A 23,617-nucleotide genomic window follows, 5' to 3' on the forward strand; every position below is an offset into this window, starting at 1 on the left:
CGCCACATGGCATTCGACATCGACAAGTTCGCCGCCACCAGCGAGCGCATCACCTGGGACGACCTCGACCTGGACCACTTCAAGGAGAACCCGCTCAGCCCGGACTCCCTCCGCACGCTGCGCTACATGGCCGACGTGGAGTACCACACGGTCTGCTACACCCGTGACCTGCTGACGACGCCCTCGCACAAGGAGGGCGACGTCTCGACCTTCATGACCATGTGGAACCGCGAGGAGTTCTGGCACGGCGAGGCCCTGGCCGCGATCCTCGAGGTGCACGGCGAGAAGGTCGACTACGACCAGCTGCGTGCGAACCGGCTCAAGCTCGGCTGGCGCGACAAGCTCGACCCCGTCAAGCAGGGCCTGCTCGGCAAGTTCGTCGGCTCGGACTTCGTGGCCGTGCACATGTCGTGGGGCGCCGCCAACGAGTACTCGGCCGTCGCCGCGTACAAGCGGATGGCCGCCCTCGAGAAGGACCCGGTGCTCGCCGAGCTGCTCGTGCGCATCGCCCGCCAGGAGTCGCGCCACGTCGCGTTCTACGTCTCGCAGGCCCGTGAGCGCCTGCTCAAGAGCAAGAAGGCGCAGAAGCTGACCCGCTTCCTGCTGCAGAAGGTCTGGGCGCCCGTCGGCTCGTCGATCATGGAGCTCGACGACGTGAAGTTCGTCTTCGGCCAGCTCATGAGCGGCGAGGAGGGCCGCAAGGCCGCCGAGAAGCTCGACGCCAACATCTCGAACCTGCCCGGCATGTCGGGGCTGACGATCTTCCAGAAGGCGCTCGACGGGCTCGGCGTCACGCACGGCCCCGCCGCGGGCGGCTCGGTCAGCGTCGCCTGACGTCCCCGCCGGAACTGCTCGTCCCCTCGGCCGCAGGTCGTCCCGCCTCGGCGGGGCGGCCTGCGGCTCCGTTAGTCTGGGGCGGTCGGGCACCCGGCCGACCAGCGAGAGGCGACACCACGTGAAGACGAGCCACCTGAGGCACTTCCTCGTCGCGGCCGAGGTGCTGCACTTCCCCGTCGCGGCCGACAAGCTCGGCATCTCGCGGCAGAAGCTCGAGTCGTCGATCGAGGCGCTCGAGCTCGAGTTCGGGCAGAAGCTGTTCGACCGTGACGCCTCGCCCTACCGCCTGACCAAGGCGGGCCGCGCGGCCGTGGTCGTCGCCGAGGAGGAGCTGGCCAGCCCCTCGACACCGCCCGCGCCGCCTGCTCCCCCGGCCGGCGGCAAGGCCAAGGCGTCGAAGGGCAAGGGGCGCACCCCGGCGGTCAAGGGGCAGCCGAAGCCGTTCAAGAAGCGCCAGGGGCGCTAGGGGCGCTAGGGGTCACAGGGCGCCAGGGGCGCTAGCCGGCCTCGCCGCCGCTCGTCTCCGCGAACCAGTCCGCGTACCGGGTGTTCTCGGCCATGCGGCGGGTCTCGTCGGGGGCGTCGTCGTCCCACCAGACCGGGCCCCGCTCGCCGAGGGCCGTCTTCGCGGCGTCGACGCGGGCCCGGGCGGCCTCGCGGGCCTCGGCGTCGTCGTCGTCGTCCAGCGCGGTCTTCTTCGCGCGCCGCGCCTCCATCAGCTCGTGCACCAGCTCGGCCCGGCGCTGCTCGGGCAGCGACGGGTCCGTGCGGCGCCAGAGCCGCCCGCGGACGACGAGGTAGCGACCGTCGGGGGTGACGAGGGGTGCGGGTGCGTCGGCCATGCGGCCAGTCTGCCGCGCGCCGCACGGCACCGCCCCCGCCTCGCACGGCACCGCCCCGAACCGCCGCGCCTCGCACCGCGCCGCCCCGGGTCCCGTGTCGACGATTCAGGAGACGGCGTCGACGGCGGGCCCGAGGTCGGGGCACGGGGCACGTCCGCGACGGCGTCTCCTACGAGCTCGACGCGGCTCGCCGCCGCGGCTAGACCGCGTAGCGGGTCGCACCCGGCTCGTCGGTGCCGAGCACCCAGCGCCAGGTGTCGCGGAGCCCGTCCTCGAGGCTCGTCAGCGGCTCCCAGCCGAGACTCCGCGCGAGCCCGTTGTCGGACAGCAGCCGGTCGACCTCGCTGCCCTCGGGCCGGAGCCGTGCCTCGTCGACGACGACGCGGGCGTCCCGGCCGCTGACGTGGATCAGCAGCTCGGCCAGCGCGCCGATGCTGATCTCCTGGCCGGTGCCGAGGTTGGCGGCCCGGCCGAGCGCCGCGTCCGAGGAGCCGACCGCGAGGAACCCGGCGACCGTGTCCGAGACGTGGGTGAAGTCGCGGGTCGGCGTGGTCGCCCCGAGCCGGATCTCGTCGGCTCCGGCCGCGAGCTGGCGCAGGATCGTCGGGATGACGGCTCGTGCGCTCTGCCGTGGGCCGTAGGTGTTGAACGGGCGGCAGACCGCGACCTCGGTGCCGAAGGACGCGTGGTACGAGAGCACCATCGCGTCGGCGGCGATCTTCGAGGCCGCGTACGGCGACTGCGGCTGCGCGGGGTGGCTCTCGTCCATCGGCACGCGCAGCGCGCTGCCGTACGTCTCGGAGGTCGACGTGTGCACCATGCGCGCCCCGTGCCGGCGGCAGGCGGCGACGACGGCGTGCGACCCCACGACGTTGGTCTGCACGTACGACTCGGGCGCCGTGTACGAGTACGGGATGCCGATCAGGGCCGCGAGGTGGAACACGACCTCGACCCCGGCCACGGCCTCGTCGACCACGAACGGGTCGCGCACGTCGCCCGCGAGCAGCTCGACGCGGTGGTCGGACGCGTACCGGGCGAGGTTGCCCGCGGCGCCGTAGGGCTTGTAGTGGCAGAGGGCGCGCACGTGGGCGCCGACGGCGACGAGCTCGTCGACGAGCGCCGAGCCGATGAAGCCCTCCGCTCCGGTCACGAGGACGGTGCGGCCCTGCCAGGTGGTGTCGTTCATCGAGTGGTCCCTTCGGTGGTGTTCGTGGAGGTGGGGGTGGAGGAGGAGTTCGAGGAGGCGGGAGGCGCGTCGACCGAGGAGGCGGGAGGCGCGAGCTCGACGACCCACCGGGCGACCGCGTCGGCGGCGTCGGCGTGCGGCGAGGCGCCGCGCGGTGGGGCCGAGCCGGAGTCGGGGTCCTTCGGCAGACGGGCCTCGGCGAGCGCGACCACGCTGGCCAGCGCCGCCGCGAGCGTCTCGCCGTCGAGGTCGCCGTCGCGGACGATGACGATCGGGGCCCGACCCGACGCGGCGAGCGCCTCCGCGTTGGCGGTCTGGTGGTCGTCCGTCGCGCTCGGCAGGGGCACGACGACCGCGGGGACGCCGAGGTGCTCGATCTCCGCCACGGTGCACGCCCCGCCGCGGACGACGACCGCGTCCGCCGCCGAGTAGGCGGCCGCCATGTCGTCGATGTGCTCGACGACCTCCGCCACCTGGTCGCCGCCGCCCCGCGCGAGCGCGGCGCGCAGGCTCGCGACGTGGGTCGGGCTCGCCTTGACGACGAGCCGCAGCCGACGGCCGTGCAGGGCCCCGACGGCGTCGACGGCGTCGGCCGCCCTGGACGTGCCGGTCGTGCCGGTCGCACCGGTCGCGACCGCCGCGCACGCGAGCTCCACCGCGGCGCGGTCGAGGGACGCCGCCCCCAGGCTGCCGCCCGAGACGACGACGAGCAGCTCGTCGTCCTCGACGCCCCAGGAGGCGCGTGCCGGCCCCCGCAGGGACTCCCGGTCGCACGCCGCCAGGGCCGGGAGGATCGGGATGCCGACCTGCCGCACCTCCGCCCGGGCGCCGAGCCCGGCGGACGCCGGGTCGAACGCACAGGCCACCCGTCCCGACAGCCGTGCCGCCAGACGGTTGGCGAGCCCGGGCGTCGCGTTCGACTCGTGCACGACCACCGGCAGGCGCAGGGTCCAGCCCGCGACGACGGCCGGCACGCTCGGGTAGCCGCCGACCCCGACGACGACCTGGGCGCCTCGTCGGCGCAGCTGCCGGCGTGCCCCGAGCACGCAGCGGACGAACCGTGCGGGGAACAGCAGCGCCGCGAGGCCCGGCCGCCGGGGGAACGCGACCATCGGCGTCGTGTCGAGCTCGTAGCCGGCCGCGGGGACGAGGGTCGCCTCCAGCCGGTCCGCGGTGCCGGCGAAGGTGACGACCGCCTCCGGCACCCGTCGCTGGAGGGCCGCGGCGACCGCGATGCCGGGGAACACGTGGCCGCCGGTGCCCCCGGCGGCGACGACGACGCGGAGGCGGTCGACCTGCGGGGTCGAGCGGGCGCGTCTCGAGGTGGTGGATGACATGCCGCAAGGGTCGGTCGCCTGCGTGAGGCGAACGTGAGGTGCGGCCGCCCAGGGGCTCGGATCGCGCTTCCCCTGCGCGGCGACCAGGTCAGCCCGCGCGGAGCACCAGCCGGATCGTCGTGCCGGCACCGCCGTCGGAGCGCGCCTCGGCCGTGATCGTGCCGCCGGCCCGCGCGACGACCTGGGCCGCGATGGCGAGGCCGAGCCCCGAGCCGGGCAGCCCGCGGGCGGCCGGTGCCCGGTGGAACCGGTCGAACACCCGCTCCCGCTCGTCCGCGGGGATGCCCACGCCGTGGTCGGACACCGTGACGACGACGACGCCGTCGCCCGGCGTCCCGCTCACGACGCGCACCTCGACGGCTCCCCCGGCCCCGTACTTGACGGCGTTGTCGAGCACGACGTCGAGGAGGCGCCCCAGCCGTCCCGCGGGGACGCGCACGCCCACGGGCGCGTCCGGCAGGTCCGTCCGCACCTCCACGCCCCGAGCGCGCCGGGACGTGGCCGCGACCGCCTCCCGGACTGCCGCGACGACGTCCTCGACGACCAGCTCGGCCGTGCGCGGCCGGTCGTCGCCCGCGAGCTCCACGAGGTCGTCGACGGTGCGCGTCATCGCCGCCACCTCCTCGCCGAGGGCCGCCGACAGGGCGGCCCTCGTCTCGGGTCGGAGCGGGCGGTCGGCCGTGAGCAGCTGCACGTTCGTGCGGAGCGTGGTGAGGGGCGTCCTGAGCTCGTGGGAGGCGTCCGCCACGAACGCGCGCTGCGCGTCGTCGGCGGCCGCGAGCTCGACGAGCATCGAGTCGACGGCGACGGCGAGCCGGCCGAGCTCGTCGTCCCGCGAGGTCGAGGCGAGGTCGACGTGGTCGTGCGGGTCGGCGCTGTCGCGCACGCGGCGGACGGCCTCGTCGAGGCGCCGGACCGGACGCAGCCCGACGGTCGCGGCCGCCCAGCCGAGGAGGCCCGCGAGGACGACGCCGACGCCGCCCGTCGCCGTGAGGGCGACGGCCGTCCGGGCGAGGGCCAGGTCGGCCTGGCGCGTCGGGACCCCGACGAGGGCGGCCTCGCCCGGCCGGGTCGGGACGGCCACCACCCGTACCGGCCCGGCCGTCCAGCGCACGCGCGGCTGGTCCCCGCGGGCGACCGCGAGGGCCGCCTCCGTCGTCTGCAGGGGCCCCGTGCCGCTCCCGACCTCGTCGGCGGTCTCGACCAGCCGGACGCACGCGGGCTCGGCCGCGTAGCGGCACTGCTCGCTGCCCTCGCCGGTCCAGTCGGCGTCGACCCGGACCAGGCGCTGCACGCGGGTCGCCTCGCGGTCGAGAGCCGTGTCGAGGGAGGCGCGGACCTGGCTCGAGACGACGAGCCAGGTCAGGACGGCGACGAGCACCACCGCGACGGCCACCGATCCGGCGACCAGGACGGCGACCCGGCGCCGGAGCGAACCACGTCGCGCGGTCACGGCTCGAGCCGGTAGCCGAGGCCGCGCACGGCGCGGACGACGGGGCGGGCGGCCGAGCCGTCGCCGGTGCCCTCCGGCTGACCGTCGGCCGGCTCGTGCACGACCTGCGCCAGCTTGCGGCGGAGCGAGCTGACGGCGACGTCGAGGGCGTTCGACGCGGGCGGCGGCCGGTCGGCCCAGACGACCGCGACGAGCTCGTCGCGGATGCGGACCCGCCCGGGGTCGCGGAAGAGCAGCCCGGCGAGGCCCGCCTCGATCCGGGTCAGCTCGACGGAGGCCGGCGTGCCTGCCGCGGTGCCGGTCGCGTCCTCCCGGACGAGCCGCTGCCCCCTCTCGTCGAGCACGACCCCGCGCCACCGGGGCCAGGCACCGGCTCTCGTCCCCGCGCCGGCCGCGGCTGCTGCTCCGGCCTGGTCCGGCTGACCGCCCCAACCGCCGGGAGCCCGCCGCAGCAGGGCCCGGACCCGGGCGCGCAGCTCGTCGACGTCGAACGGCTTGCCGAGGTAGTCGTCGGCGCCGGCGTCGAGCCCGGCGACGCGCTCGGCGGGCCGGTGGTGGGCCGTGAGCACCAGGACGGGCACGCCGTCGCCCGCCGCTCGCAGGGTGCGGCAGACCGCCGCCCCGTCGAGGAACGGCATGGCCAGGTCGAGCACGACGGCGTCGGGGTCGTGCTCGGCGACGGCGAGCAGCGCCGACCGCCCGTCCGCCGCGGCCACGACGCGGTGCCCGTCCGTCTCGAGGGCCACCCGGACCCCGAGCAGCACGTTCGGGTCGTCGTCCACGACCAACACCGTCGCCTGCCGCGTCGTGTCGCCGTCGCCTCGTGCCACCCGGCGCCTCCCGTTCTCGTCGTGCGTGTCCGTGTCCGTATCCGCATCCGTGTTCGTGCACGCTCACGTGCCGGCCGACCTCCCCGCGAGGACGGGTCGGACCGCCAGCATCGCATGAGACATGTCGGGAGGGGCTGGGCGACCGCAGCCCGACTGCGTCGAGGAGTCAGGAGACCGTGTCGCCGGACGCGCGGCGACGCTCCCAGACCAGGCCGACGCGACGCCGCCTCCTGAACGCTCGACACGGGTCGCGAGCCCAGGCCCATGACCGGGCCCGCGGCCCTCGGTAGACTCGCGGCGTCCTGGGGGGAGGGCCGCATGACGACCGACGAGCACGCAGCGCGCGACCGAGGCGCTGCGCACGAGCGACCCGCCGCGGGGGCGACCCCCGGCCCGCTGAGCTCCTGGCGGTTCGCCGGCGAGCTGCGCCGCTACCAGGCCGACGTGCTCGACCGGGTGCCCGTCGTCCCGGGCGAGCCCCTCCACGTCATGGCCCCGCCCGGCTCGGGCAAGACCCTGCTCGGTCTCCTGCTCGCCGCCCGACGCGGCACCCGGACGCTCGTCCTGGCGCCGACCGCGACGATCCGAGCGCAGTGGGTCCGCTCGGCGGACGCCCTCGAGGGCGCCGACGGCCAGGTCTCCGACGACCCGCGTGCCCTCGGCGACGTCACCGCCCTGACGTACCAGATGCTCAGCGTGCTCGAGACGGGCTCCCCGCTGACCGACCTCGCAGTCGAGGCGTGGACGCGCGAGCTCGTCGCCGGGGGTCGCGACGAGGAGGCGGCGGCCCGGTGGATCGACGACCTGCGGTCCTCGAACCCGGACGAGCACCGCGCCGGGGTCGCCCGCCGCTCGCGGGCGATGCGCCGCCAGCTGGCCCGGGAGGACCCTGAGCTGCTCGCCGGGGCCCTGCACCCGAACGCCCGCGAGCTCGTCGACCGGCTCGTGTCGCACGGCGTCGAGACCGTCGTGCTCGACGAGTGCCACCACCTCCTCGACCACTGGGCGCTGGTCGTCGCCTACCTGGCGAGCCGCATCCGACAGGCCGGCGGGACGCCCCTGCTGATCGGACTGACGGCGACGCTGCCGTCGTCGGACGACCAGGACTCGTACGACCTCTACACGTCGCTGCTCGGCGAGGTCGACTACGAGGTGCCGACGCCGGCCGTGGTGAAGGAGGGGAACCTCGCGCCGTACCGCGACCACGTCTGGTTCGTCGAGCCGACGGAGGCCGAGCTGCAGTTCCTGCGCGGGCACGAGGAGCAGCTCGTCGGGCTCGTCCGCGAGTCGCTCGCCACCCCCGACGGCACCGCGTGGCTCGAGCAGCAGCTGCGGGGCGACCGCGACGACGCCGTCGCCGGTGACGGCGCCCGCCCCGCGACCGACGAGCAGCGGGTCGCCGCGGCCTTCGCCGCCGACTTCCCCGTCGCGGAGTCGGCAGCCCGCATGCTCTTCGACCTGCAGCCGACGCACCCGCTCGTCCCCCTCCTCCACGAGGCCGCCCGGCGGGCCCCGGACACCGAGCAGAGCATCCGCCTCCTCGCCCGTTGGGGCCTCGACCGGCTGCTGCCCGACCCGGCTCGCGGCGACGAGTGGCGGCGCCTGAAGCGCGTGCTCGTCGACCTCGGCTACACGCTCACCGATCGGGGCGTGCGCCGGGCCCGCGACCCGATCGACACCCTGCTCGCCTCGTCCGCGGCCAAGGACGCCGCCGTGGGCGACGTCCTGCGCCTCGAGCTCGACCAGCCGACCGGCCCGCTCGTGAAGGCCGTGGTCGTGACCGACCACGCCGTGCACGGCAACAAGCACGGCTCCGACGGGCCGCCGGCCGGTGCGCTGCGGACCTTCGACGCGGTGGTGGCCGACCCGACCACCTCGCGGCTCCGGCCGGTCCTCGTGACGGCCCGGCACCTCCGGGTGGCCGCACGGGACCTCGACGTCGTCGTGCCGGCCCTGACCGCGGCGCTCGGCCGCGCCGACGGCGACCCGCTGCCGGTCGAGGTCGTGCCCGACCGGACTCCCGGCGCGCCGGACGTGCGGCAGCTCGACACCGCCGGGCACGGCTCGGCGGCCGTGGTGGCCGCCGTCTCCCGCCTGCTCACCGACGGCACGGTGCGGCTCGTCGTCGGCACCCGCGGCCTGCTCGGGGAGGGCTGGGACTGCCCGTCGGTCAACACGCTGATCGACCTGACCGCGGTCGCGACGTCGTCCGCGACGCAGCAGCTGCGTGGTCGCACCCTGCGGCTGGACCCGGCGTGGCCCGAGAAGGTCGCCCACAACTGGACGGTGACGGCCGTGCTGCCCGCGACGACCACGCTCGACGCGGCGCCCGACGTGAGCCGGCTCGCGCGGAAGCACAGCCGCCTCTGGGGCCTGCTCCGGTCGGACGACACGGAGGTGGTGAGGGGCCTCGAGACAGCGCTGACCGACGAGCACCGTGCCCTCCTCGGACAGATCGTCGGCAAGGTGCGCCCGCCGAGGACGGTCGCCGACCTGAACGGCGCCGTGGAGGCCGTCATGCCGTCCCGCGAGGCGACCCGACGGGCGTGGCGCGTCGGCGAGCCGTACGCGGACCGCGAGTCGACGGTCGCGGTGGTCGACTCCCCCGGACGCGTCCCGTTCCGCAGCGGGCCGACCTTCGAGCTGGCGCTGATCGCCGTGGCCCTGCTCGCCGTCGCCGGCCTGCTCGGCTCGGCGAACGTGCTGAGCCAGGGCTGGCGCCTCGGCACCGGCCCGGGGATCGCGGCCAGCGTGGTCGCCGCCGGCATCGTCGTCTGGGCCGTGCGGCCCGTCTGGCGCCAGCTCGTGCTCGCGAGCCGCCAGCTCTTCTCGACGGCGGAGGCCCACCGCCGCGTCGCTCGCGTCGTCGTGGACGGCCTGCACAGGGCCGGCCGCGTGCCGGCCTACGGCGAGGGCGACCTGTCCGTCGTCGCCCGTCCGGGTCCGCTCGGGACGACGGCGTCGTTCGAGGTCGCGGTCTCGGGCGGCTCACCAGACGACCAGAAGACCGTGGCGACGGCGATGGCCGAGCTGTTCGGCCCGGTCGGGAACCCGCGCTTCCTGCTCGAGGCGGAGCGCGGCGAGATCTCGGACGCCTGGCGACGCCCCCTGCTCACGGTCGCCCTGCTGCTCCACCGGGCGCTCTCGCGCCGCGTCCGGCACGTGCCGGTGCCGACCCAGATCGGCCGGCGTCGCGCCGACGCGGAGGCCTTAGCGGCGGACTGGTCGCGCAGGGTCGGGCCCTGCCGTCTGCACGAGATGGACTCCCCCGACGACCTCGTGCGGGTCTCGCGGGCGCGGCGGGCCCTCGCGGGCACGCCCCGCGAGCCGTTCGTGCGGGAACAGTGGTCCTAGCCGCCGACCGGCACGACCCGCAGCTCGCGCTGCACCTGCAGGGCCAGCTCGCGCAGCAGCACGAGATCGACGCTCTCGGCGCTCCGCGGCTCGGCGTCGACGACGCAGAGGGCGCCGATCCGCACGCCGTCCGGGCTCTCGACCGGGTGCCCGGCGTAGAACCGCACGCTCGGGTGCGAGACGAAGCGGTCGTCGCGCCAGGCATCGGGCACGACCATCGCGGTGCCGGTCCGCACGGTCTGCGAGCAGAAGGACGACGCGATGGGCACCTCCACCTGTGACGACCCGGCGACCGACTTGTTCCAGTGGCGCCCGTCGTCGATGAGCGAGAACGCGGCCCCCTGGGCGCCGAGCAGCACCCGTGCCCGCTCGACGATGTCGTCGAACCGCTTCTCGGCCGGGGTGTCGAGCAGCCCGAGGGCGCGGACGGCGGCGATGCGCGTCTCGTCGGTCTGGGGCGCCTCGCGGGCGGTCCGCGCCGTGCTCCCCGCGGCGAGCGCGGCGTCGACCAGCGGCGCGACCACCGCGGCGAGGGCTGCGGCCCAGGCCGGGTAGGGGACGGAGGTGCGGGTCGGCTCCCCGAGGCCCTCGGGCGCGGCGACGGGGCCGGGCGGGCACACCATCGACACCCGGGCCCTGGCCGCGCAGAGCTCTGTGGTCGCGCGGTTGAGCTCGTCGGCGTGGGCGTCCACCACGCCGCCGCAGCGCAGGGCGAACTTCGGCACCGAGCTCGGCGGCTGGATCCCCGTCACGACGATCTCGCACGACGCGTCGACCTCCTCCTCGAGGGCGTCGAGCAGGGCCGCGAGCCCGGCGGCCCAGCGCGACCGCGGGACCAGCCGCAGCGCGTCGCTCACGCCCAGCACGACGACGACGGCGTCGTAGCGGCCGAGGTCGCGACCCCGGACGAAGGAGGCGGCGGTCGCGACGGACACGTCGGCGTCGGCCAGCGCGTCGACGTCGGCGCCGCGGCCGGTCAGCGCCGACAGGGCGCGGGCCAGCGTGCCCGGCAGGGCGAGGTCGTGGCTGCGGACGCCCCAGCCGACGGCGGGACCGTTGCCCAGCACGAGGACGCGGTCGGGATCCGTGCCCGGGGCGTGGCCGCTCGGGTGGTCGTCGGGGCTCGGCGTCGAGAGCAGCTCGTCGACCACGCGGTAGCGCGCGCGGACCCAGGCCCGGACGAGAGGGAGGGGGAGGCGGCGCATGCGGGTACTCCGACCCGGACGACGGGCGTGATCGAGGGGAGCCAGGGCGGCGTGGTCGCCCGGGCATGGCGAGTGGGGTGAGTCGATGATGCTCGCGCGGGGGACTCCGGGCAAGCCCCCGCTCGGGGCGGGCCCGATCTCGTCGGGAAGACGGAGAGGACGACGACGGGCCCGTCAGGAGGAGGACGAGGACGAGGGGTCGGCCCCCGTCGTCGGAGCAGGCCGGGACGCCGCCTGCGCCCTCAGCTCGGCGAGGTCGTCGTCCAGGCCGGCGAGCCGCTCGGCCCGGGCCTCGCCGTAGGCGGCGTCGACGACGACGGAGGCGGCACGCACCCGGGTCACGACGGCCGCGCCGACGTCCCCCCAGGCACGGGCGACCGCCGTCTGGACGATGTCGTCGACGTACTCGGCGTCGTCGCGCAGGGCGTCCAGCCGGTCCGCGACGGCCGTGTACGTCTTCTCGCGGAACCAGAGGGTCTCGTCGTCGCCCTTGCGGTAGTCGTGCTGGTGCCGGGAGCGGCCCTTGGAGCGGAGCGCCTTCTGGCGCGCCTCCCCGATGCGGCGGTTCTGGTACCGCTGCTCCTCGGCGAGGCGGTGCAGCGTGCGACGGACGGAGGCGGCGGTCTCGCCGTGGTCGAAGACGTCGTCGTCGCGCAGCGCACGCACGACGATGCGGTTGGCGACCGAGACGATCGCGGCGGCCCGCGAGATCAGCAGGCCCTCGACGACGGCGCGCTCGAGGGCCTCGGGGTCGACCGGCGCCGGGTCCGGGCTCGCGGGGCCGGCGCTGCCGCGCGTGCTCCGCCACCTCACGACGCCTCCCCCGTTGCTGCCGCCGGTGCTGCTGCCGCTGCCATGACCTGCTCCTCGTCGACCGGGCCGTCCTGACACGGCGCCTCCCTGATTAAAGACCCGGTGCCGGGACCGCGACGAATCATCGGTCCCGGCACCGGGTCGAGGGCACCGCGCCGGGCGCGGCGAGGCGTCAGCCCTGTCCGCCGCCTGCGGTCACGAGCGCGTCGTGGACGGCGCCGACGAAGTCGTCGAGGTCGTCGGGGTCGCGCGACGTGACCAGGGTGAAGCCGCCCTCGACGTCGGTGACGACCGAGCGGTCGACCCAGGCGCCTCCGGCGTTCCTCACGTCGGTCTCGAGCGAGGCGAAGGAGGTGAGCTCCTTGCCCTTCAGGAGGTCCGCCTCCACCAGCAGCCAGGGGCCGTGGCAGATGGCGGCGACGGGCTTGCCGGCCGAGGCGAAGGCCTTGAGCAGCGAGACGGCGCCGTCGTCCTGGCGGATCGTGTCGGCGTTGATGGTGCCGCCGGGCACGAGCAGCAGGTCGAAGTCGGCCGCGTCGGCCTCGTCGAGGGTGGTGTCGGGGCGGACGGTCTCGCCCGGGTCCTTGTCGCCGACGAGAGTCTGGATCGGCTCGGTCGACTGCGCGGCGACGACGACGGTCGCACCGGCCTCGCGCAGGGCACGAGCCGGGACGACGAGCTCGTCCTGCTCGACGCCGTAGTTGGTGACGATCGCGAGCACGCGTCGTCCGGTCAGATCGGTGGTGGCCATGGGGCTCTCCTCCTCCGGGCCCGCGGGGCGGGCCGATCGATGTCGAGCACCGGTCTACGCCGCGGGGCTGGAGGGGCTCTCGGGAGCGTGTCCCCCAGCCGACGGCTCCCCCGGCCGACACCTCCCCGGTCGACGCCTCCCCCGGCCCGCCTGCGACTCAGCTCGCGAGCAGCGCCCGCGCCGTCCCCTCGTCGAGGATGAGGTCGGTCGCGAGCCCCGCGGCGAGGGCGCCGCGCACGCCGGCGACCTTGGCCTCGCCGGCCACGATGCAGACCCGCCGCGGCGCCCGCCGGATCGTCTCGAGGTCGGGGCCCGTGCCCCGGGCGTTCATGGCGATGTCGGCCGACGAGCCGTCCTCGCGGTAGAAGACGGTCGCCACGTCGCCGACGACGCCGTCGCGGTCGAGGCTGAGCTGGTCGCTCTTCTCGAGGTAGCCCCCCGACCAGACGTGGCTGGGCACCCGGGCGTCGCGCGAGCCGACGCCGAAGACGACCAGGTCCATCGAGGCCTGCAGCTCGAGCACGCGCTTCGTGCTGCTCTCGCGCCAGAGCGCGCGCTTCGTGGCCGGGTCGTCGAAGAACGCCGGCACGGGGAACTGCTGCACCGCGGCCGAGTACGCCGCCCCGAAGCGCCGGAGGATCTCGCTCGCGTACTCGATGCCCGTCGTGCGCGTGTTCGCCGCGCCGTTGAGCTGCACGACGACGGAGTTGTGCGTCGCCCGCGGCACCAACGACCGGCTGACGGCGCTGAGGGTCGCGCCCCACGCCACGCCGACCACCATGTTCGAGTCGACGTAGGGCGTGATCGTGCGGGCCGCCGACAGCGCGACGCGCTCGAGCCGGTCGATCTCGGTGATCTGGTCGGGCACGGGCACGACGTGCGCGACGACCCCGAACCGGTCGTGCAGGGCCGCGGCGGAGCGGGTCGCCTGGTCGAGCGGCGACTTGATCTGGATCTCGACGAGGCCCGTCTCGCGAGCGGCCTTGAGGAGGCGCGACACCGACGAGCGGGACGTGTTCAGCTCCGAGGCGATCGCCTCCATCGTCAGGTCCTGCATGTAGTACAGGTGCGCCGCACGGAGCGCGTCGTGGGTCTTCTCGGACGTCGTCGCCTCGGCCATGGGCACCTCCGTGCACATCTGTGCAGATACGTTGCACCCTCGTCAGGAGGGGTCGATCATGGACACTACCGGCCCGAGCAGCCGGCGCACGACCCCACCGCTCACCGAACGCAACGGGAAAGAAGCTCCACTGTGACCGAGTCGAAGAAGACAGGGACGATGCGCGCCAACGTGTCGCGCATCGCCGACCGCCCCCACGCCCAGGTGCTGATCGTCGGAGGGGGCATCAACGGCATCGCCACGTTCCGCGACCTCGCCCTCCAGGGCGTCGACGTCGTCCTCGTCGAGCGCGCCGACTACGCCTCGGGCGCCTCGGCTGCCTCGTCGCACATGATCCACGGCGGCATCCGCTACCTCGAGAACGGCGAGTTCCGCCTCGTCCGCGAGAGCGTGGAGGAGCGCAACGGCCTCCTCAAGATCGCCCCCCATTACGTCAAGCCGCTGCAGACGACGATGCCGATCTTCTCGACGTTCTCGGGCATCCTCAACGCCCCGCTGCGCATGCTCACGCACAAGCAGCGCAGCACGAAGGAGCGCGGCGCGCTCCTCATCAAGGTCGGCATGACCATGTACGACTCGTTCTCGCGCGACGGCGGCTCCGTGCCCCGTCACAAGTTCCTGGGCCGCAAGGCCGCGCTGGCCGAGATGCCGCACCTGAACAAGGACCTCAAGTACACGGGCACCTACTACGACGCCTCGGTGCACGAGCCCGAGCGCCTGGCCCTCGACGTGCTCAAGGACGGCCTCGCCGCCGGGGACAACGCCCGCAGCGCCAACTACCTCGAGGCCGCCGGCACCGCCGACGGCGGGGTCGTGCTGCGCGACGTCGTCACCGGCACGGAGTTCACCGTGACGGCCGACGTGGTCGTCAACGCCTCCGGCCCCTGGACCGACCTGACGAACGCGGCGCTCGGCGCCGAGTCGCAGTACATGGGCGGCACCAAGGGCTCGCACATCGTCGTCGACAGCCCCGAGCTGCTCGAGGCGACGAACGGCCGCGAGATCTTCTTCGAGAACAACGACGGCCGCATCGTGCTGATCTACCCGCTGAAGGGCCGCGTCCTGATCGGCACGACCGACCTCGAGGCCGACATGGCCGAGCCCGCGGTCTGCACCGAGGAGGAGGTGGACTACTTCTTCGACCTCGTCAAGCACGTCTACCCCGAGATCGAGATCACGCGCGACCACATCGTCTACCGCTACTCGGGCGTCCGCCCGCTCCCGAAGCACGACGACCTCGCCGCCGGCTTCGTGTCGCGCGACTACCGCGTCGTCGAGACCGAGGTGGCCGAGCTGCCGACCAGCAAGGTGCTCAGCCTCGTCGGCGGCAAGTGGACGACGTTCCGCGCCCTGTCGGCGCACCTGTCGACCGAGGCGACGAACCGTCTCGGCGTGACCCGCACGGTCGACACGACCGGCATGGCGATCGGCGGCGGCAAGGACTTCCCGACCACCGACGCGGCCCGCACCACCTGGGTCGCGGCCCACGCCGACGGCCTCAGCCGTGAGCACGTCGACCGTCTCCTCACCCGCTACGGCACCCGTGCCGAGAGCGTGATCGAGGTGCTGCTCGACCAGCCGTCCGAGCCGCTGGCGAGCGACCCGGGCCTCACCACGGCCGAGATCGCGTACTTCGCCGAGCACGAGGACGCGGTGCACCTCGCCGACGTCGTCCTGCGCCGCACCAACCTCGCCTTCGTCGGCGGCGTCACGATCGAGCTGCTCAGCGAGATCGCCGACGTCCTGGCGTCGAGCCTCGGCTGGACGGCCGACGAGCGCGAGGCCGAGATCGAGGCCACCCTCGACGTGCTGCGCACGTCGCACGGCGTCGAGGTGTCGTCCCAGCACGTGCCCAGCGGCACGCCCGTCGTGAGCACGCCTGCCTCGTAGGAGGCGCCTCCCTCGACCACGAGACCCGCCCGCCCCTCGGGGCCGGGCGGGTCTCGTGCGTCCTGGGCCGGGCGCTCCGTCGACCGTGGCGGCACCGGCCGGCCGGGTGCGGGGACTAGTGCCCGACCTCGATGAGGACGACCCCCGCGACGATGAGGACGATGCCGGCGGCCATGGTCGCCGTCAGGGGGTCCTTGAACAGGAGGCGTCCGAGCACCGCGGTGAGGGCCACCCCGGTCGCCGCCCAGACCCCGTAGGCGACCCCGATCGGCAGGCCGAGCGCCAGGGCGCCGGCGAGCAACGAGAACGCGGTGACGTAGCCGACGGCCACGGGCACGTACCAGCGCCTCCGCCCGTCGGTGGCGAGCTTGAGGCTGATCGTCGCGCCGACCTCGCAGACGATCGCGATCGCGAGCAGGACCCAGCCCATCAGGCGTCGCCCCCGCTCGGAGCCGAGGCCGCGGGTCCCGAGGCAGAGGCCGCGGCCGCGGCCGCGCGGGCGGCGAGGGCCCTCTGGGACCCGAGCTCGACCAGCAGCACGCCCGCGACCACCAGCACGAGCCCGACGACCATCACGCCGGTGAGCGCCTGCCCGAAGAGGACGGCGGCCATGACCGCGGTGAGCGCGACGCCCGAGGCGCCCCAGATGCCGTAGGCGACGCCGATCGCCATGCCGCCCCTCAGGACCCGGGACAGGCAGACGAACGCGGACAGGTAGCCGGCCACGACGAGCGCGTACCAGCCGGGGGCCTCGACGGCGGCCTGCAGCGCCAGGGAGGCGGTGACCTCGACGACGATCGCGCCAGCCAACCAGAGCCAGGTCACGAGCACCTCATCCGTCGAGCCTAGGCGACCGCGGGCTCGACGAGGCGCCGCAGGGCGATGAGCCCGTCGCGCAGGCGGGTCTTCATGGTGCCGAGCGGGACGCCGGCCCGGCTCGCCGCCTCCGACTGGGTGAGGCCGCCCCAGTACGTCAGCTCGAGCGCCTGGCGCTGCACGGCCGAGAGCCCCTCGAGCGCCCGGCTCACGCGCGCGTGCTCGATCCGGATCGCCGCCGTCTCGGCGACGTCGTCGCGGACGGCGTCGAGGTCGCGGACGCCGACGGCCAGGTCACGCTCGCGGCTCGCCTGGGACGACCGCACGCGGTCGATCGCCCGACGACGCGCCCGGACGAGCAGCCACGACAGCGCCGTCCCCCTGGCCGGGTCGAATCGTGAGGCCTCCTGCCAGACCGCCAGGAACACCTCCTGCACGACCTCCTCCGACTGCGCGGGATCCACGAGGACCCGCCGCACGAGGCCGTGCACGCGCGACGCGGTGCGGTCGTAGAACTCGGCGAAGGCGCGCTGGTCGCCGCAGGCGGTCGCGGCCACGAGGTCGTCGTCCGAAGGCGTCGGGCCGACGAGCGGCACAGGTGCGAGGGTCACGGTGCCGTCCGATCGGTGTGGTGGGTGCGGGGTACAGGACGCTCCCCCGAGCCCTGCCGCCACCATATGCGCGTGCATGATCCTGGTCACCCCCAGTTCGGGGCAGCGTGGCCCGGTGGTACATCACCCCCGACGCGTCACCCGCCACACGGGACATGTGCCGTTATCCTGGTGGCAGGGCCCCGCGCCCGACCCGCCGACGATCGGAGACACCCGTGCCCGTCCCCACCTCAGAACCCACGACCGAGCGCCAGCTGCTGCGCGACACCGTGAGGAGCCGGCTGCGCGAGGCCATCCTCGACGGCACGCTCGAGCCCGGCGAGCGCCTGCACGACGACGAGCTGGTGGCCTGGCTGCAGGTGTCGCGCACGCCGATCCGCGAGGCGCTCAGCGACCTCGTCCGGGCCGGGCTGGTCGAGATGGCGCCGAACCGCTGGACGCGGGTCGCGACGCCCGACGCCGGCCAGGCGGTCGAGGCGGTCCAGACGCTCGGCGTGCTCTACGGCGGCGCGGTCCGGCTGGCCGTGCCCCGCCTCCCCGCGGCCGTCATGAAGCAGATCTCGTCGACGGTCAAGATCTGCATCGGCGACATCGAGCGAGAGGACGGCCCGGCCCTGAACGCCCACGCCGTGGCCCTCTTCGACATGTACGTCGAGCACTGCGGCAACGCCGCGCTCAAGAAGGTGTGCCGCGACGTCACCGACGGCCTCGCCTACTCGCTCCGCGTGCCGAACATCGTCGAGGTGCTGAACTGGGCCGCGATGAGCGACTCGCTCGTGGCCCTCGAGCAGGCGACCCGCGACCGCGACCCGATCCGGGCCGAGCTGGCCGCCGAGGCCCTGCACGAGCTGCCGGGCGAGCGGCCGCTCTCGCCCGAGCGCGCCGGCAGCTAGACGGTCGTCGCGTCGTCGACCTCGCCCACCAGCTCCTCGATGATGTCCTCGAGGAACAGCACGCCCGTCGTCTCGCCCATCACCGAGACGGCGCGCGCGACGTGCGCCCCGCTGCGGCGCATCGACGCCAGGGCGTCCTCGAGGTCGGCGTCGTGCGGCACCGCCCCGAGGCGGCGCACCCGCTTCGCCGGCACGGGCGCGTCGAGCGCCTCGGCCGAGGTCAGGTCCATGACGTCCTTGAGGTGCAGGTAGCCGGTCGGCTGCCCGTCGTCGTCCGTCAGCACGTAGCGCGAGTAGCCGTGCTCGGCGACGGCGAGCTGCACGTCGCGGGGCGTGGCGCCCGGGGCGAGCCGCACCATCTCGGCCACGGGGACCTCGACGTCGCGGACCTTGCGGGTCGTGAACTCGAAGGCCGCCGACAGCGTGCCCGACGCGTCGGACAGCACGCCCTCGCGGGTCGACTGCTGCACGATCGTCGCGACCTCGTCGAGCGTGTAGGTGCTGGTCGCCTCGTCCTTCGGGTCGACCCGGAACAGGCGCAGCACCGCGTTGGCGACGCCGTTCAGCGACCAGATCACGGGCTTGAACACGGTCGCCACGAACACCAGCGGAGGCGCGAGCAGCAGCGCCGCCCTGTCAGGCACCGAGAACGACAGGTTCTTGGGGATCATCTCGCCCACCACGACGTGCAGGAACGTCACGAGCACCAGCGCGATGACGAACGCGACGACGCCGATGGCCTCGGGCGTCAGGGGCGTCGCGGCCAGCGGGATCTCGAGCAGGTGGTGGATCGCCGGCTCGGAGACGTTCAGGATGACGAGCGAGCAGACGGTGATGCCGAGCTGGCTCGTGGCCAGCATCAGCGTGGCGTGCTCCATCGCCCACAGGGTCTTCTTCGCCGCCTTGCTGCCGGCCTCGGCACGAGGCTCGATCTGCGAGCGGCGGGCGGAGATGACGGCGAACTCGGCGCCGACGAAGAAGCCGTTGACGATCAGCAGCACGAACAACCAGATGATGCCGGGCAGGTACTCGTTCATCGCTTCAGGTCCTCTCGCAGTCCGGCGACGACCCGGTCGTGGTCGGTGGGGGCAGGCTCGACGGCGTGCGCCGTGTCCGTCGTGCCCGCAGGGGCGCCGGAGGCGGTCGGCAGCTCGGCCGGCGAGGGCACGAACCGCAGGCGCTCGAGCCGCTGCCCGACCACCCGCTCGACGCGCAGCGTGCCGCCCTCGAGCTCGACCTCGTCACCCACCTCGGGCAGCCGGTCGAGCTGCTCGGTGACGAAGCCGCCGACGGTCTCGTAGTCGCCGTCGTCGGGCACCCGCACCGTGGCGCGGTCCCAGAGCTCGTCGGGACGGAGGGCGGCGTCGAAGACGACGGTGCCCGACGACCGCAGGATGCCGGCCTTGGCGCGGTCGTGCTCGTCCTCGAGCTCGCCGACGAGCTCCTCCACCAGGTCCTCCAACGTGACGAGCCCGGCCGTGCCGCCGAACTCGTCGGCGACGACGGCGATCTGGAAGCCCTCGCGACGCAGTAGGCCGAGCAGCGTGTCGACGCCCATCGACTCGGGCACGAAGCGCGCGTCCGAGACGAGGCCGGCGACCGGGACGGACGCCCGCTCCTCGGCGGGCAGGGCGAAGGCCTGCTTGACGTGCACGACGCCGACGATGTCGTCGCTGTCGTCGCCGATCACCGGGAAGCGCGAGAAGCCGCTCGCGAGTGCCGTCTCGACGACGTCGGCGGCGGTGTCGGTGGAGCGCACGGTGGTCATGCGCACCCGGGGGGTCATGACGTCGACGGCCGCGTGCTCGGAGAACCGGAGGGTGCGGCCCAGGAGGGTCGCGTGGTCGTCGTCCAGCATGCCCTCGAGCGCCGAGCGCCGCACCAGCGAGCTGAGCTCCTCGGCGGACCGGGAGCCGGACAGCTCCTCCTTCGGCTCGATGCCCATCCTGCGGATGGCCGCGTTCGCCGTGTTGTTGAAGAGCAGGATGACCGGCTTGAAGACGGTCGTGAAGGTCGCCATGAACGGCACGACGAACTTGGCCGTCGCGAGCGGCAGGGCGAGCGCGAAGTTCTTGGGGACGAGCTCGCCGACCACCATGGAGAACAGGGTCGCGATCACGATGCCGACCACGGCGCCGATGCCCGGGATGACGGCCTCGGGCACGCCGAGGTCGCCGAGCGGCGAGGCGAGCAGCGAGCTGATCGCGGGCTCGAAGGTGTAGCCGGTGAGCAGCGTGGTCAGCGTGATGCCGAGCTGCGCTCCCGAGAGGTGGGTCGAGGTGATGCGCAGCGCCTTGATCGTCGGCGCGAGGCGCTTCTCGCCCCGGGCCTGGCGGGCCTCGAGGTCGTTCCGGTCGAGGTTCACGAGCGAGAACTCGGACGCCACGAAGAAGCCGGTGCCGACGGTCAGGACCAGACCGACGGCGAGCATGGCCCACTCGTTCACTGAGCCCCTCCCCGCTCGTCAGAGACACCGTGCGGTGTCAGGGCGCGGAAGGGCGTCGGCATGTGAGAGGGAGGGTCGTCCATGCGGTGATGGTAGGGAGCGACGCCGCGACGATGCTGTGAACCTGCAGAGGCTGCAGGTCGCCCTCGTGGACGAGGGGTCGACTCCTGCTCCGGCGGGCCCGCTGAGCGACCGTTCGCGACCACTCGGCACCAGGGCAGTGGGGTGCGGCCTCAGCCCGTACGCTGGGAGCCGACCGATCGGAGACACCCTGTGACTGACATGAGCCTCCGGCTGCCGACCAGGCGCTTCCGCGCCGTGTTCGCGCTGGGCACGCGCCACGCGGCGACGCTGCCGCTGCCCACCTCGCTCGGCAAGCCCAACCTCTTCGGCGAGTGGGACGACGAGACCGAGCTCAGCAGCCTGTATGTCGGGTTCGGCACGGGCCAGGTGCACCTCGACGCCGTCGACGGCGGTGCCGAGCACCACTTCCACGACGCGGCGGGCGACGACACCGACATCAGCCCATGGGGCCCCGGCGACACCGCCCAGGTCGTCGCGTGGGCCACCGCCCTGCTGACCGACCTGCAGGCGCTGATGCCCGACCTGATCGACGACGTCGACGACGCCGCGGCCTGGCACGACGCCGGTCTCGACCTCTGGGTGTGCGAGGTCGAGGAGCCGACGCACCTCGACCTGGTCGAGGTCGACATCGAGGGCGAGCTGCTCACCCTGCCCTGGCTCGGCGCCGGGCACGTCGAGCACGACCACGTCGACGAGGCGCCGGACGACGTCCGCGAGCACCCGATCGCCCTGCTCTGGGCCGCCGACGAGCGCCGCACGCCCGACCAGCCGATCGCCGAGGCGTGGCTGACCCCGGGCACCGAGCAGACCGTCACCCGGGCCCTGCCCGGCGTCGACTGGGCCGCCGTCGGCATGCCCGCCGACGAGGTCCTGCCCTGGCTCGAGGGCATCTACCTGAACCACCACGTGCTGCCCGACCCTGCCGGCACCATCCTCACCGGCGTGCTCGAGCGCCTCGGCGGGATCGACGGGATCGACTAGCTCGGCTCAGACGAGGTCGCCCGACTCGGACAGCGACGGCTCCTCGGGGCCGGTGAGCTGGTAGTCGTGCACGTCGCTGTGCCGGATCTCCGCCTCCTGCTCGTCGGTCGGCCCGGAGCCGCGGAAGTCGTCGAGGGCGTTCTGCGACACCCAGCGCTCGGCGACGTTGATGCGGCCGGGGTCGACGATGTCGGGCGACAGCGCGAAGTCGAGGCAGCCGGGCGCGTCGCGACCGGCCTCGACGAGGCTCACGCAGGAGGCGAGGTAGTCGTCGCGCAGCTCAGGGTCGACGAGCAGGTGTCCGGTCACGATGATCATGGCTCGCAGTCAACACCGGACGACCGACAGGGGGACGCGCGTCAGGCGCGCCACCACTCGTCGACCGGGCTCGCGGGCACGCGGCGCTTGTGCTCGGTCGCGAGGTAGCGGGCCTCGATCACCTCGGCGATCGCGTCGTCGACGTCGCCGCCCTCGAGGTATTCGTCGATGTCGGCATAGATCAGGCCGAGGTTGGCCTCGTCGGTCTGGCCGGGGGTCTCGTCGAGCAGGTCGGCGGTCGGCGCCTTCTCGTACAGACGTGCCGGGGCCCCGAGGTGGGCGAGCAGCGCCTTGCCCTGGCGCTTGCTCAGCCCGGTGAGCGGCACCAGGTCGACCCCGCCGTCGCCGTACTTGGTGAAGAACCCGGTGAGTGCCTCGGCGGCGTGGTCGGTGCCGACGACGAGCAGGCCGCGCTCGCTCGCGATCGCGTACTGCGCCACCATGCGGGTGCGCGCCTTGACGTTGCCCTTCGCGAAGTCGCTGAGCGGGGCGCCGGTCGCCTCGGCGACGTCCTGTGCCGTGCCGTCGACGCCGTGCTGGATGTTGACCACCAGCCCCTCTGCGCCGTCGATGAACCGCAGGGCGAGCTGGGCGTCCACCTCGTCGGCCTGCACCTTGTAGGGCATCCGCACGGTGACGAGCTCGGCCGTGCCGCCGTCGCGGCGCACGCCCTCGACGGCGAGCTGGCAGAGCCGCCCGGCGAGCGTGCTGTCCTGCCCGCCGCTGACGGCGAGCACGAAGCCGCCGGCCCCGGTCGTCTCGAGGTAGTCGCGGAGGAAGGCGACGCGGCGCTCGACCTCGACGGCCGGGTCGATGTCGGGGCGGACGGCGAGCTCGGAGATGATGGTGGCCTGCAGCGCTCTCATGCGACGACTCTAGCCACGCGCCGCCCGCCCGGCACCCGTCGGGGCCTGCGAGGCGCGCGCCGCGACGGGACTACTTCGACGTCGAGAGGGCCACGAAGGCCGCGACGGTCAGCACCAGGCCGACGAGGGTGATCGCGCTGACGAGTCCGATGAAGAATTCGGCCATGGGAGGCTCCTGCCTGGTCGAGGTGACGGTGCCCCATCCTCTCAGATCGCGGCTGACCGGTCCGCGTCGGGAGCGGGCAGGCCCGCGACCGCGAGCACCGTGGCGACGGTGCGCGGGTGCGCCAGCACCCGGAAGTGCCCTCCGGTCGGCAGCAGCACGTTGTCGGCGCCGACCAGCACGCTGCTCTCGGGGATGTGCGGGTCGAACTCGCCGTAGATCGACGTGATGCGCTCGTTGACGGCCTGGTCGCGCGACAGCATCACGGTCGTCGCGTCGCGGGGCGAGAAGGCCCGCAGGCTCGGCAGCACCAGCCAGGCCGCGTACCGGGAGCCGCTGAAGGGCGTGCAGACGGCGACCATCACGTCGACCCGACGGGTGTCGTCGAGCAGGGCCATCAGGTACTTGCCGACCAGCCCGCCCTTGCTGTGCGCGACGACCACGACGTCGTGCAGGTCGTGCTCGAGCACGTAGGCGGCGACGTCGCGGGCGGTCGCCTCCACGGGTCGGCCGTTCCGCCCGAGCGACGCGATCACGTGCACCGGGTGCCCCTCGTCGTGCACCCGCTCGATCAGCGGACGGAGGAACGCCCAGGTCTCCCAGATGCCCGGCAGCACGAGCACGGGCCGCCCGTCGCCCGAGAGGTAGTCGTCGGCGCCGCGCGGCGAGAGCACCGCGCGCAGCTGCCACCAGGCGGCGAACGCGTAGTCCTGCAGCCACCAGACGCCGTGCCGCAGCGCCCGACGGAGCGTCGGGCGGGGCGGCCGGGGAGGCGCGGCGGGGGCGTGCGGCATGGTCCCTGCACAGTAGGGGGCCGGGAG

23 protein-coding genes are annotated in these 23,617 nt (G+C 74.2%); 6 read left to right on the plus strand and 17 right to left on the minus strand.

What is annotated here, in order from left to right; translation table 11 throughout:
* Positions 1-6 precede the first annotated feature (6 nt).
* Both IFT77_RS05865 and IFT77_RS05870 read left to right on the plus strand, forming a co-directional pair.
* Positions 7-834, plus strand: a complete 828-nt coding sequence (locus IFT77_RS05865) for a ferritin-like domain-containing protein (RefSeq protein WP_123546824.1) — start codon at positions 7-9, stop codon at positions 832-834.
* Between the two features lie 121 nt (positions 835-955).
* A complete protein-coding gene (locus IFT77_RS05870; protein WP_123546825.1) occupies positions 956-1,303 on the plus strand; it encodes a LysR family transcriptional regulator in 348 nt (115 codons plus the stop codon).
* A gap of 31 nt (positions 1,304-1,334) precedes the next feature.
* Here IFT77_RS05870 and IFT77_RS05875 read toward each other — a convergent pair whose 3' ends face one another.
* The 5 genes from IFT77_RS05875 to IFT77_RS05895 form a co-directional block, all read right to left on the minus strand.
* Positions 1,335-1,679, minus strand: a complete 345-nt coding sequence (locus IFT77_RS05875; RefSeq protein ID WP_192042702.1) for a hypothetical protein — start codon at positions 1,677-1,679, stop codon at positions 1,335-1,337.
* Between the two features lie 199 nt (positions 1,680-1,878).
* Positions 1,879-2,865 carry an SDR family NAD(P)-dependent oxidoreductase gene (locus IFT77_RS05880; protein WP_192169415.1) on the minus strand — a complete coding sequence of 329 codons (987 nt, stop codon included), beginning with the start codon at positions 2,863-2,865 and terminating at the stop codon, positions 1,879-1,881.
* On the minus strand, positions 2,862-4,202 hold the full coding sequence (locus IFT77_RS05885; protein ID WP_192169416.1) for a glycosyltransferase: 1,341 nt from the start codon (positions 4,200-4,202) through the stop codon (positions 2,862-2,864). Before IFT77_RS05885 ends, IFT77_RS05880 begins: the two co-directional genes overlap by 4 nt.
* Positions 4,203-4,290: 88 nt before the next feature.
* The gene (locus tag IFT77_RS05890) at positions 4,291-5,655 is read right to left on the minus strand and encodes a HAMP domain-containing sensor histidine kinase (protein WP_192169417.1); all 1,365 of its coding nucleotides are present in this window, start codon (positions 5,653-5,655) and stop codon (positions 4,291-4,293) included.
* Entirely contained in the window at positions 5,652-6,437 is a 786-nt protein-coding gene (locus tag IFT77_RS05895; protein WP_197980407.1) for a response regulator transcription factor, read from the minus strand. The genes IFT77_RS05890 and IFT77_RS05895 overlap by 4 nt, the downstream gene beginning before the upstream one ends.
* A gap of 366 nt (positions 6,438-6,803) precedes the next feature.
* On the opposite strand from IFT77_RS05895, the gene IFT77_RS05900 reads away from it, so the two are divergent.
* On the plus strand, positions 6,804-9,839 hold the full coding sequence (locus tag IFT77_RS05900; protein WP_192169418.1) for a DEAD/DEAH box helicase family protein: 3,036 nt from the start codon (positions 6,804-6,806) through the stop codon (positions 9,837-9,839).
* On the opposite strand, the gene IFT77_RS05905 is transcribed toward IFT77_RS05900, so the two are convergent.
* The 4 genes from IFT77_RS05905 to IFT77_RS05920 all read right to left on the minus strand — a co-directional run bounded on the left by IFT77_RS05905 (position 9,836) and on the right by IFT77_RS05920 (position 13,728).
* Positions 9,836-11,044 carry a GAF domain-containing protein gene (locus IFT77_RS05905; RefSeq protein WP_192169419.1) on the minus strand — a complete coding sequence of 403 codons (1,209 nt, stop codon included), beginning with the start codon at positions 11,042-11,044 and terminating at the stop codon, positions 9,836-9,838. The two genes, IFT77_RS05900 and IFT77_RS05905, sit on opposite strands and share 4 nt — an antisense overlap.
* A 174-nt stretch (positions 11,045-11,218) precedes the next feature.
* Positions 11,219-11,857, minus strand: a complete 639-nt coding sequence (locus tag IFT77_RS05910; RefSeq protein WP_192042695.1) for a hypothetical protein — start codon at positions 11,855-11,857, stop codon at positions 11,219-11,221.
* 172 nt (positions 11,858-12,029) lie between these two features.
* Positions 12,030-12,608 carry a type 1 glutamine amidotransferase domain-containing protein gene (locus IFT77_RS05915; protein WP_192042694.1) on the minus strand — a complete coding sequence of 193 codons (579 nt, stop codon included), beginning with the start codon at positions 12,606-12,608 and terminating at the stop codon, positions 12,030-12,032.
* A gap of 157 nt (positions 12,609-12,765) precedes the next feature.
* Positions 12,766-13,728: a sugar-binding transcriptional regulator gene (locus tag IFT77_RS05920; RefSeq protein WP_192042693.1), complete on the minus strand. Its 963-nt coding sequence runs from the start codon at positions 13,726-13,728 to the stop codon at positions 12,766-12,768.
* A gap of 132 nt (positions 13,729-13,860) precedes the next feature.
* Between IFT77_RS05920 and IFT77_RS05925 the strand changes: the two genes are divergently transcribed.
* Complete coding sequence (locus tag IFT77_RS05925; RefSeq protein ID WP_371740949.1) at positions 13,861-15,618, plus strand: FAD-dependent oxidoreductase; 1,758 nt, start codon at positions 13,861-13,863, stop codon at positions 15,616-15,618.
* A 115-nt stretch (positions 15,619-15,733) separates the two neighbouring features.
* Here IFT77_RS05925 and IFT77_RS05930 read toward each other — a convergent pair whose 3' ends face one another.
* The 3 genes from IFT77_RS05930 to sigK are packed head-to-tail and all read right to left on the minus strand — an operon-like array spanning position 15,734 to position 17,045.
* A complete protein-coding gene (locus IFT77_RS05930) occupies positions 15,734-16,048 on the minus strand; it encodes a multidrug efflux SMR transporter (RefSeq protein WP_123546835.1) in 315 nt (104 codons plus the stop codon).
* A complete protein-coding gene (locus IFT77_RS05935) occupies positions 16,048-16,443 on the minus strand; it encodes an SMR family transporter (RefSeq protein WP_192042692.1) in 396 nt (131 codons plus the stop codon). The genes IFT77_RS05930 and IFT77_RS05935 overlap by 1 nt, the downstream gene beginning before the upstream one ends.
* Before the next feature lie 20 nt (positions 16,444-16,463).
* Positions 16,464-17,045, minus strand: coding sequence for an ECF RNA polymerase sigma factor SigK (sigK, locus tag IFT77_RS05940; protein WP_371740950.1), 582 nt, complete (start codon positions 17,043-17,045; stop codon positions 16,464-16,466).
* 215 nt (positions 17,046-17,260) lie between these two features.
* Here sigK and IFT77_RS05945 point away from each other — a divergent pair, with 215 nt between their 5' ends.
* Positions 17,261-17,938 (plus strand): GntR family transcriptional regulator, encoded by a 678-nt coding sequence (locus tag IFT77_RS05945; RefSeq protein ID WP_370544813.1) that lies wholly within the window; start codon positions 17,261-17,263, stop codon positions 17,936-17,938.
* On the opposite strand, the gene IFT77_RS05950 is transcribed toward IFT77_RS05945, so the two are convergent.
* Together IFT77_RS05950 and IFT77_RS05955 are read right to left on the minus strand one after the other, a co-directional pair.
* Positions 17,935-18,975: a hemolysin family protein gene (locus tag IFT77_RS05950; protein ID WP_192042690.1), complete on the minus strand. Its 1,041-nt coding sequence runs from the start codon at positions 18,973-18,975 to the stop codon at positions 17,935-17,937. The genes IFT77_RS05945 and IFT77_RS05950 overlap by 4 nt on opposite strands.
* Complete coding sequence (locus IFT77_RS05955; RefSeq protein WP_192042689.1) at positions 18,972-20,384, minus strand: CNNM domain-containing protein; 1,413 nt, start codon at positions 20,382-20,384, stop codon at positions 18,972-18,974. The genes IFT77_RS05950 and IFT77_RS05955 overlap by 4 nt, the downstream gene beginning before the upstream one ends.
* Positions 20,385-20,657: 273 nt before the next feature.
* On the opposite strand from IFT77_RS05955, the gene IFT77_RS05960 reads away from it, so the two are divergent.
* Complete coding sequence (locus IFT77_RS05960; RefSeq protein WP_192042688.1) at positions 20,658-21,449, plus strand: hypothetical protein; 792 nt, start codon at positions 20,658-20,660, stop codon at positions 21,447-21,449.
* Positions 21,450-21,455: 6 nt separating this feature from the next.
* Here the strand turns inward: IFT77_RS05960 and IFT77_RS05965 are convergent, their stop codons facing one another.
* The 3 genes from IFT77_RS05965 to IFT77_RS05975 all read right to left on the minus strand — a co-directional run bounded on the left by IFT77_RS05965 (position 21,456) and on the right by IFT77_RS05975 (position 23,590).
* Entirely contained in the window at positions 21,456-21,767 is a 312-nt protein-coding gene (locus IFT77_RS05965; RefSeq protein ID WP_192042687.1) for a putative quinol monooxygenase, read from the minus strand.
* Positions 21,768-21,808: 41 nt separating this feature from the next.
* Positions 21,809-22,633: an ammonia-dependent NAD(+) synthetase gene (nadE, locus tag IFT77_RS05970; protein ID WP_192169421.1), complete on the minus strand. Its 825-nt coding sequence runs from the start codon at positions 22,631-22,633 to the stop codon at positions 21,809-21,811.
* Positions 22,634-22,840: 207 nt separating this feature from the next.
* Complete coding sequence (locus IFT77_RS05975) at positions 22,841-23,590, minus strand: triacylglycerol lipase (protein ID WP_192169422.1); 750 nt, start codon at positions 23,588-23,590, stop codon at positions 22,841-22,843.
* Between the last annotated feature and the right edge of the window lie 27 nt (positions 23,591-23,617).

Source organism: Frigoribacterium sp. CFBP 13729 (genome assembly GCF_014841875.1).
Lineage (GTDB): Bacteria > Actinomycetota > Actinomycetes > Actinomycetales > Microbacteriaceae > Frigoribacterium.

What these genes read in the sequence shown, in the direction of transcription:
- IFT77_RS05865 (WP_123546824.1), top strand. Translation starts at nt 7, where the DNA reads ATGGCATTCGACATCGACAAGTTCGCCGCCACCAGCGAGCGCATCACC.
- IFT77_RS05875 (WP_192042702.1), bottom strand. Translation starts at nt 1,679, where the DNA reads ATGGCCGACGCACCCGCACCCCTCGTCACCCCCGACGGTCGCTACCTC.
- IFT77_RS05880 (WP_192169415.1), bottom strand. Translation starts at nt 2,865, where the DNA reads ATGAACGACACCACCTGGCAGGGCCGCACCGTCCTCGTGACCGGAGCG.
- IFT77_RS05885 (WP_192169416.1), bottom strand. Translation starts at nt 4,202, where the DNA reads ATGTCATCCACCACCTCGAGACGCGCCCGCTCGACCCCGCAGGTCGAC.
- IFT77_RS05900 (WP_192169418.1), top strand. Translation starts at nt 6,804, where the DNA reads ATGACGACCGACGAGCACGCAGCGCGCGACCGAGGCGCTGCGCACGAG.
- IFT77_RS05905 (WP_192169419.1), bottom strand. Translation starts at nt 11,044, where the DNA reads ATGCGCCGCCTCCCCCTCCCTCTCGTCCGGGCCTGGGTCCGCGCGCGC.
- IFT77_RS05915 (WP_192042694.1), bottom strand. Translation starts at nt 12,608, where the DNA reads ATGGCCACCACCGATCTGACCGGACGACGCGTGCTCGCGATCGTCACC.
- IFT77_RS05920 (WP_192042693.1), bottom strand. Translation starts at nt 13,728, where the DNA reads ATGGCCGAGGCGACGACGTCCGAGAAGACCCACGACGCGCTCCGTGCG.
- IFT77_RS05930 (WP_123546835.1), bottom strand. Translation starts at nt 16,048, where the DNA reads ATGGGCTGGGTCCTGCTCGCGATCGCGATCGTCTGCGAGGTCGGCGCG.
- IFT77_RS05950 (WP_192042690.1), bottom strand. Translation starts at nt 18,975, where the DNA reads ATGAACGAGTACCTGCCCGGCATCATCTGGTTGTTCGTGCTGCTGATC.
- IFT77_RS05965 (WP_192042687.1), bottom strand. Translation starts at nt 21,767, where the DNA reads ATGATCATCGTGACCGGACACCTGCTCGTCGACCCTGAGCTGCGCGAC.
- nadE (WP_192169421.1), bottom strand. Translation starts at nt 22,633, where the DNA reads ATGAGAGCGCTGCAGGCCACCATCATCTCCGAGCTCGCCGTCCGCCCC.
- IFT77_RS05975 (WP_192169422.1), bottom strand. Translation starts at nt 23,590, where the DNA reads ATGCCGCACGCCCCCGCCGCGCCTCCCCGGCCGCCCCGCCCGACGCTC.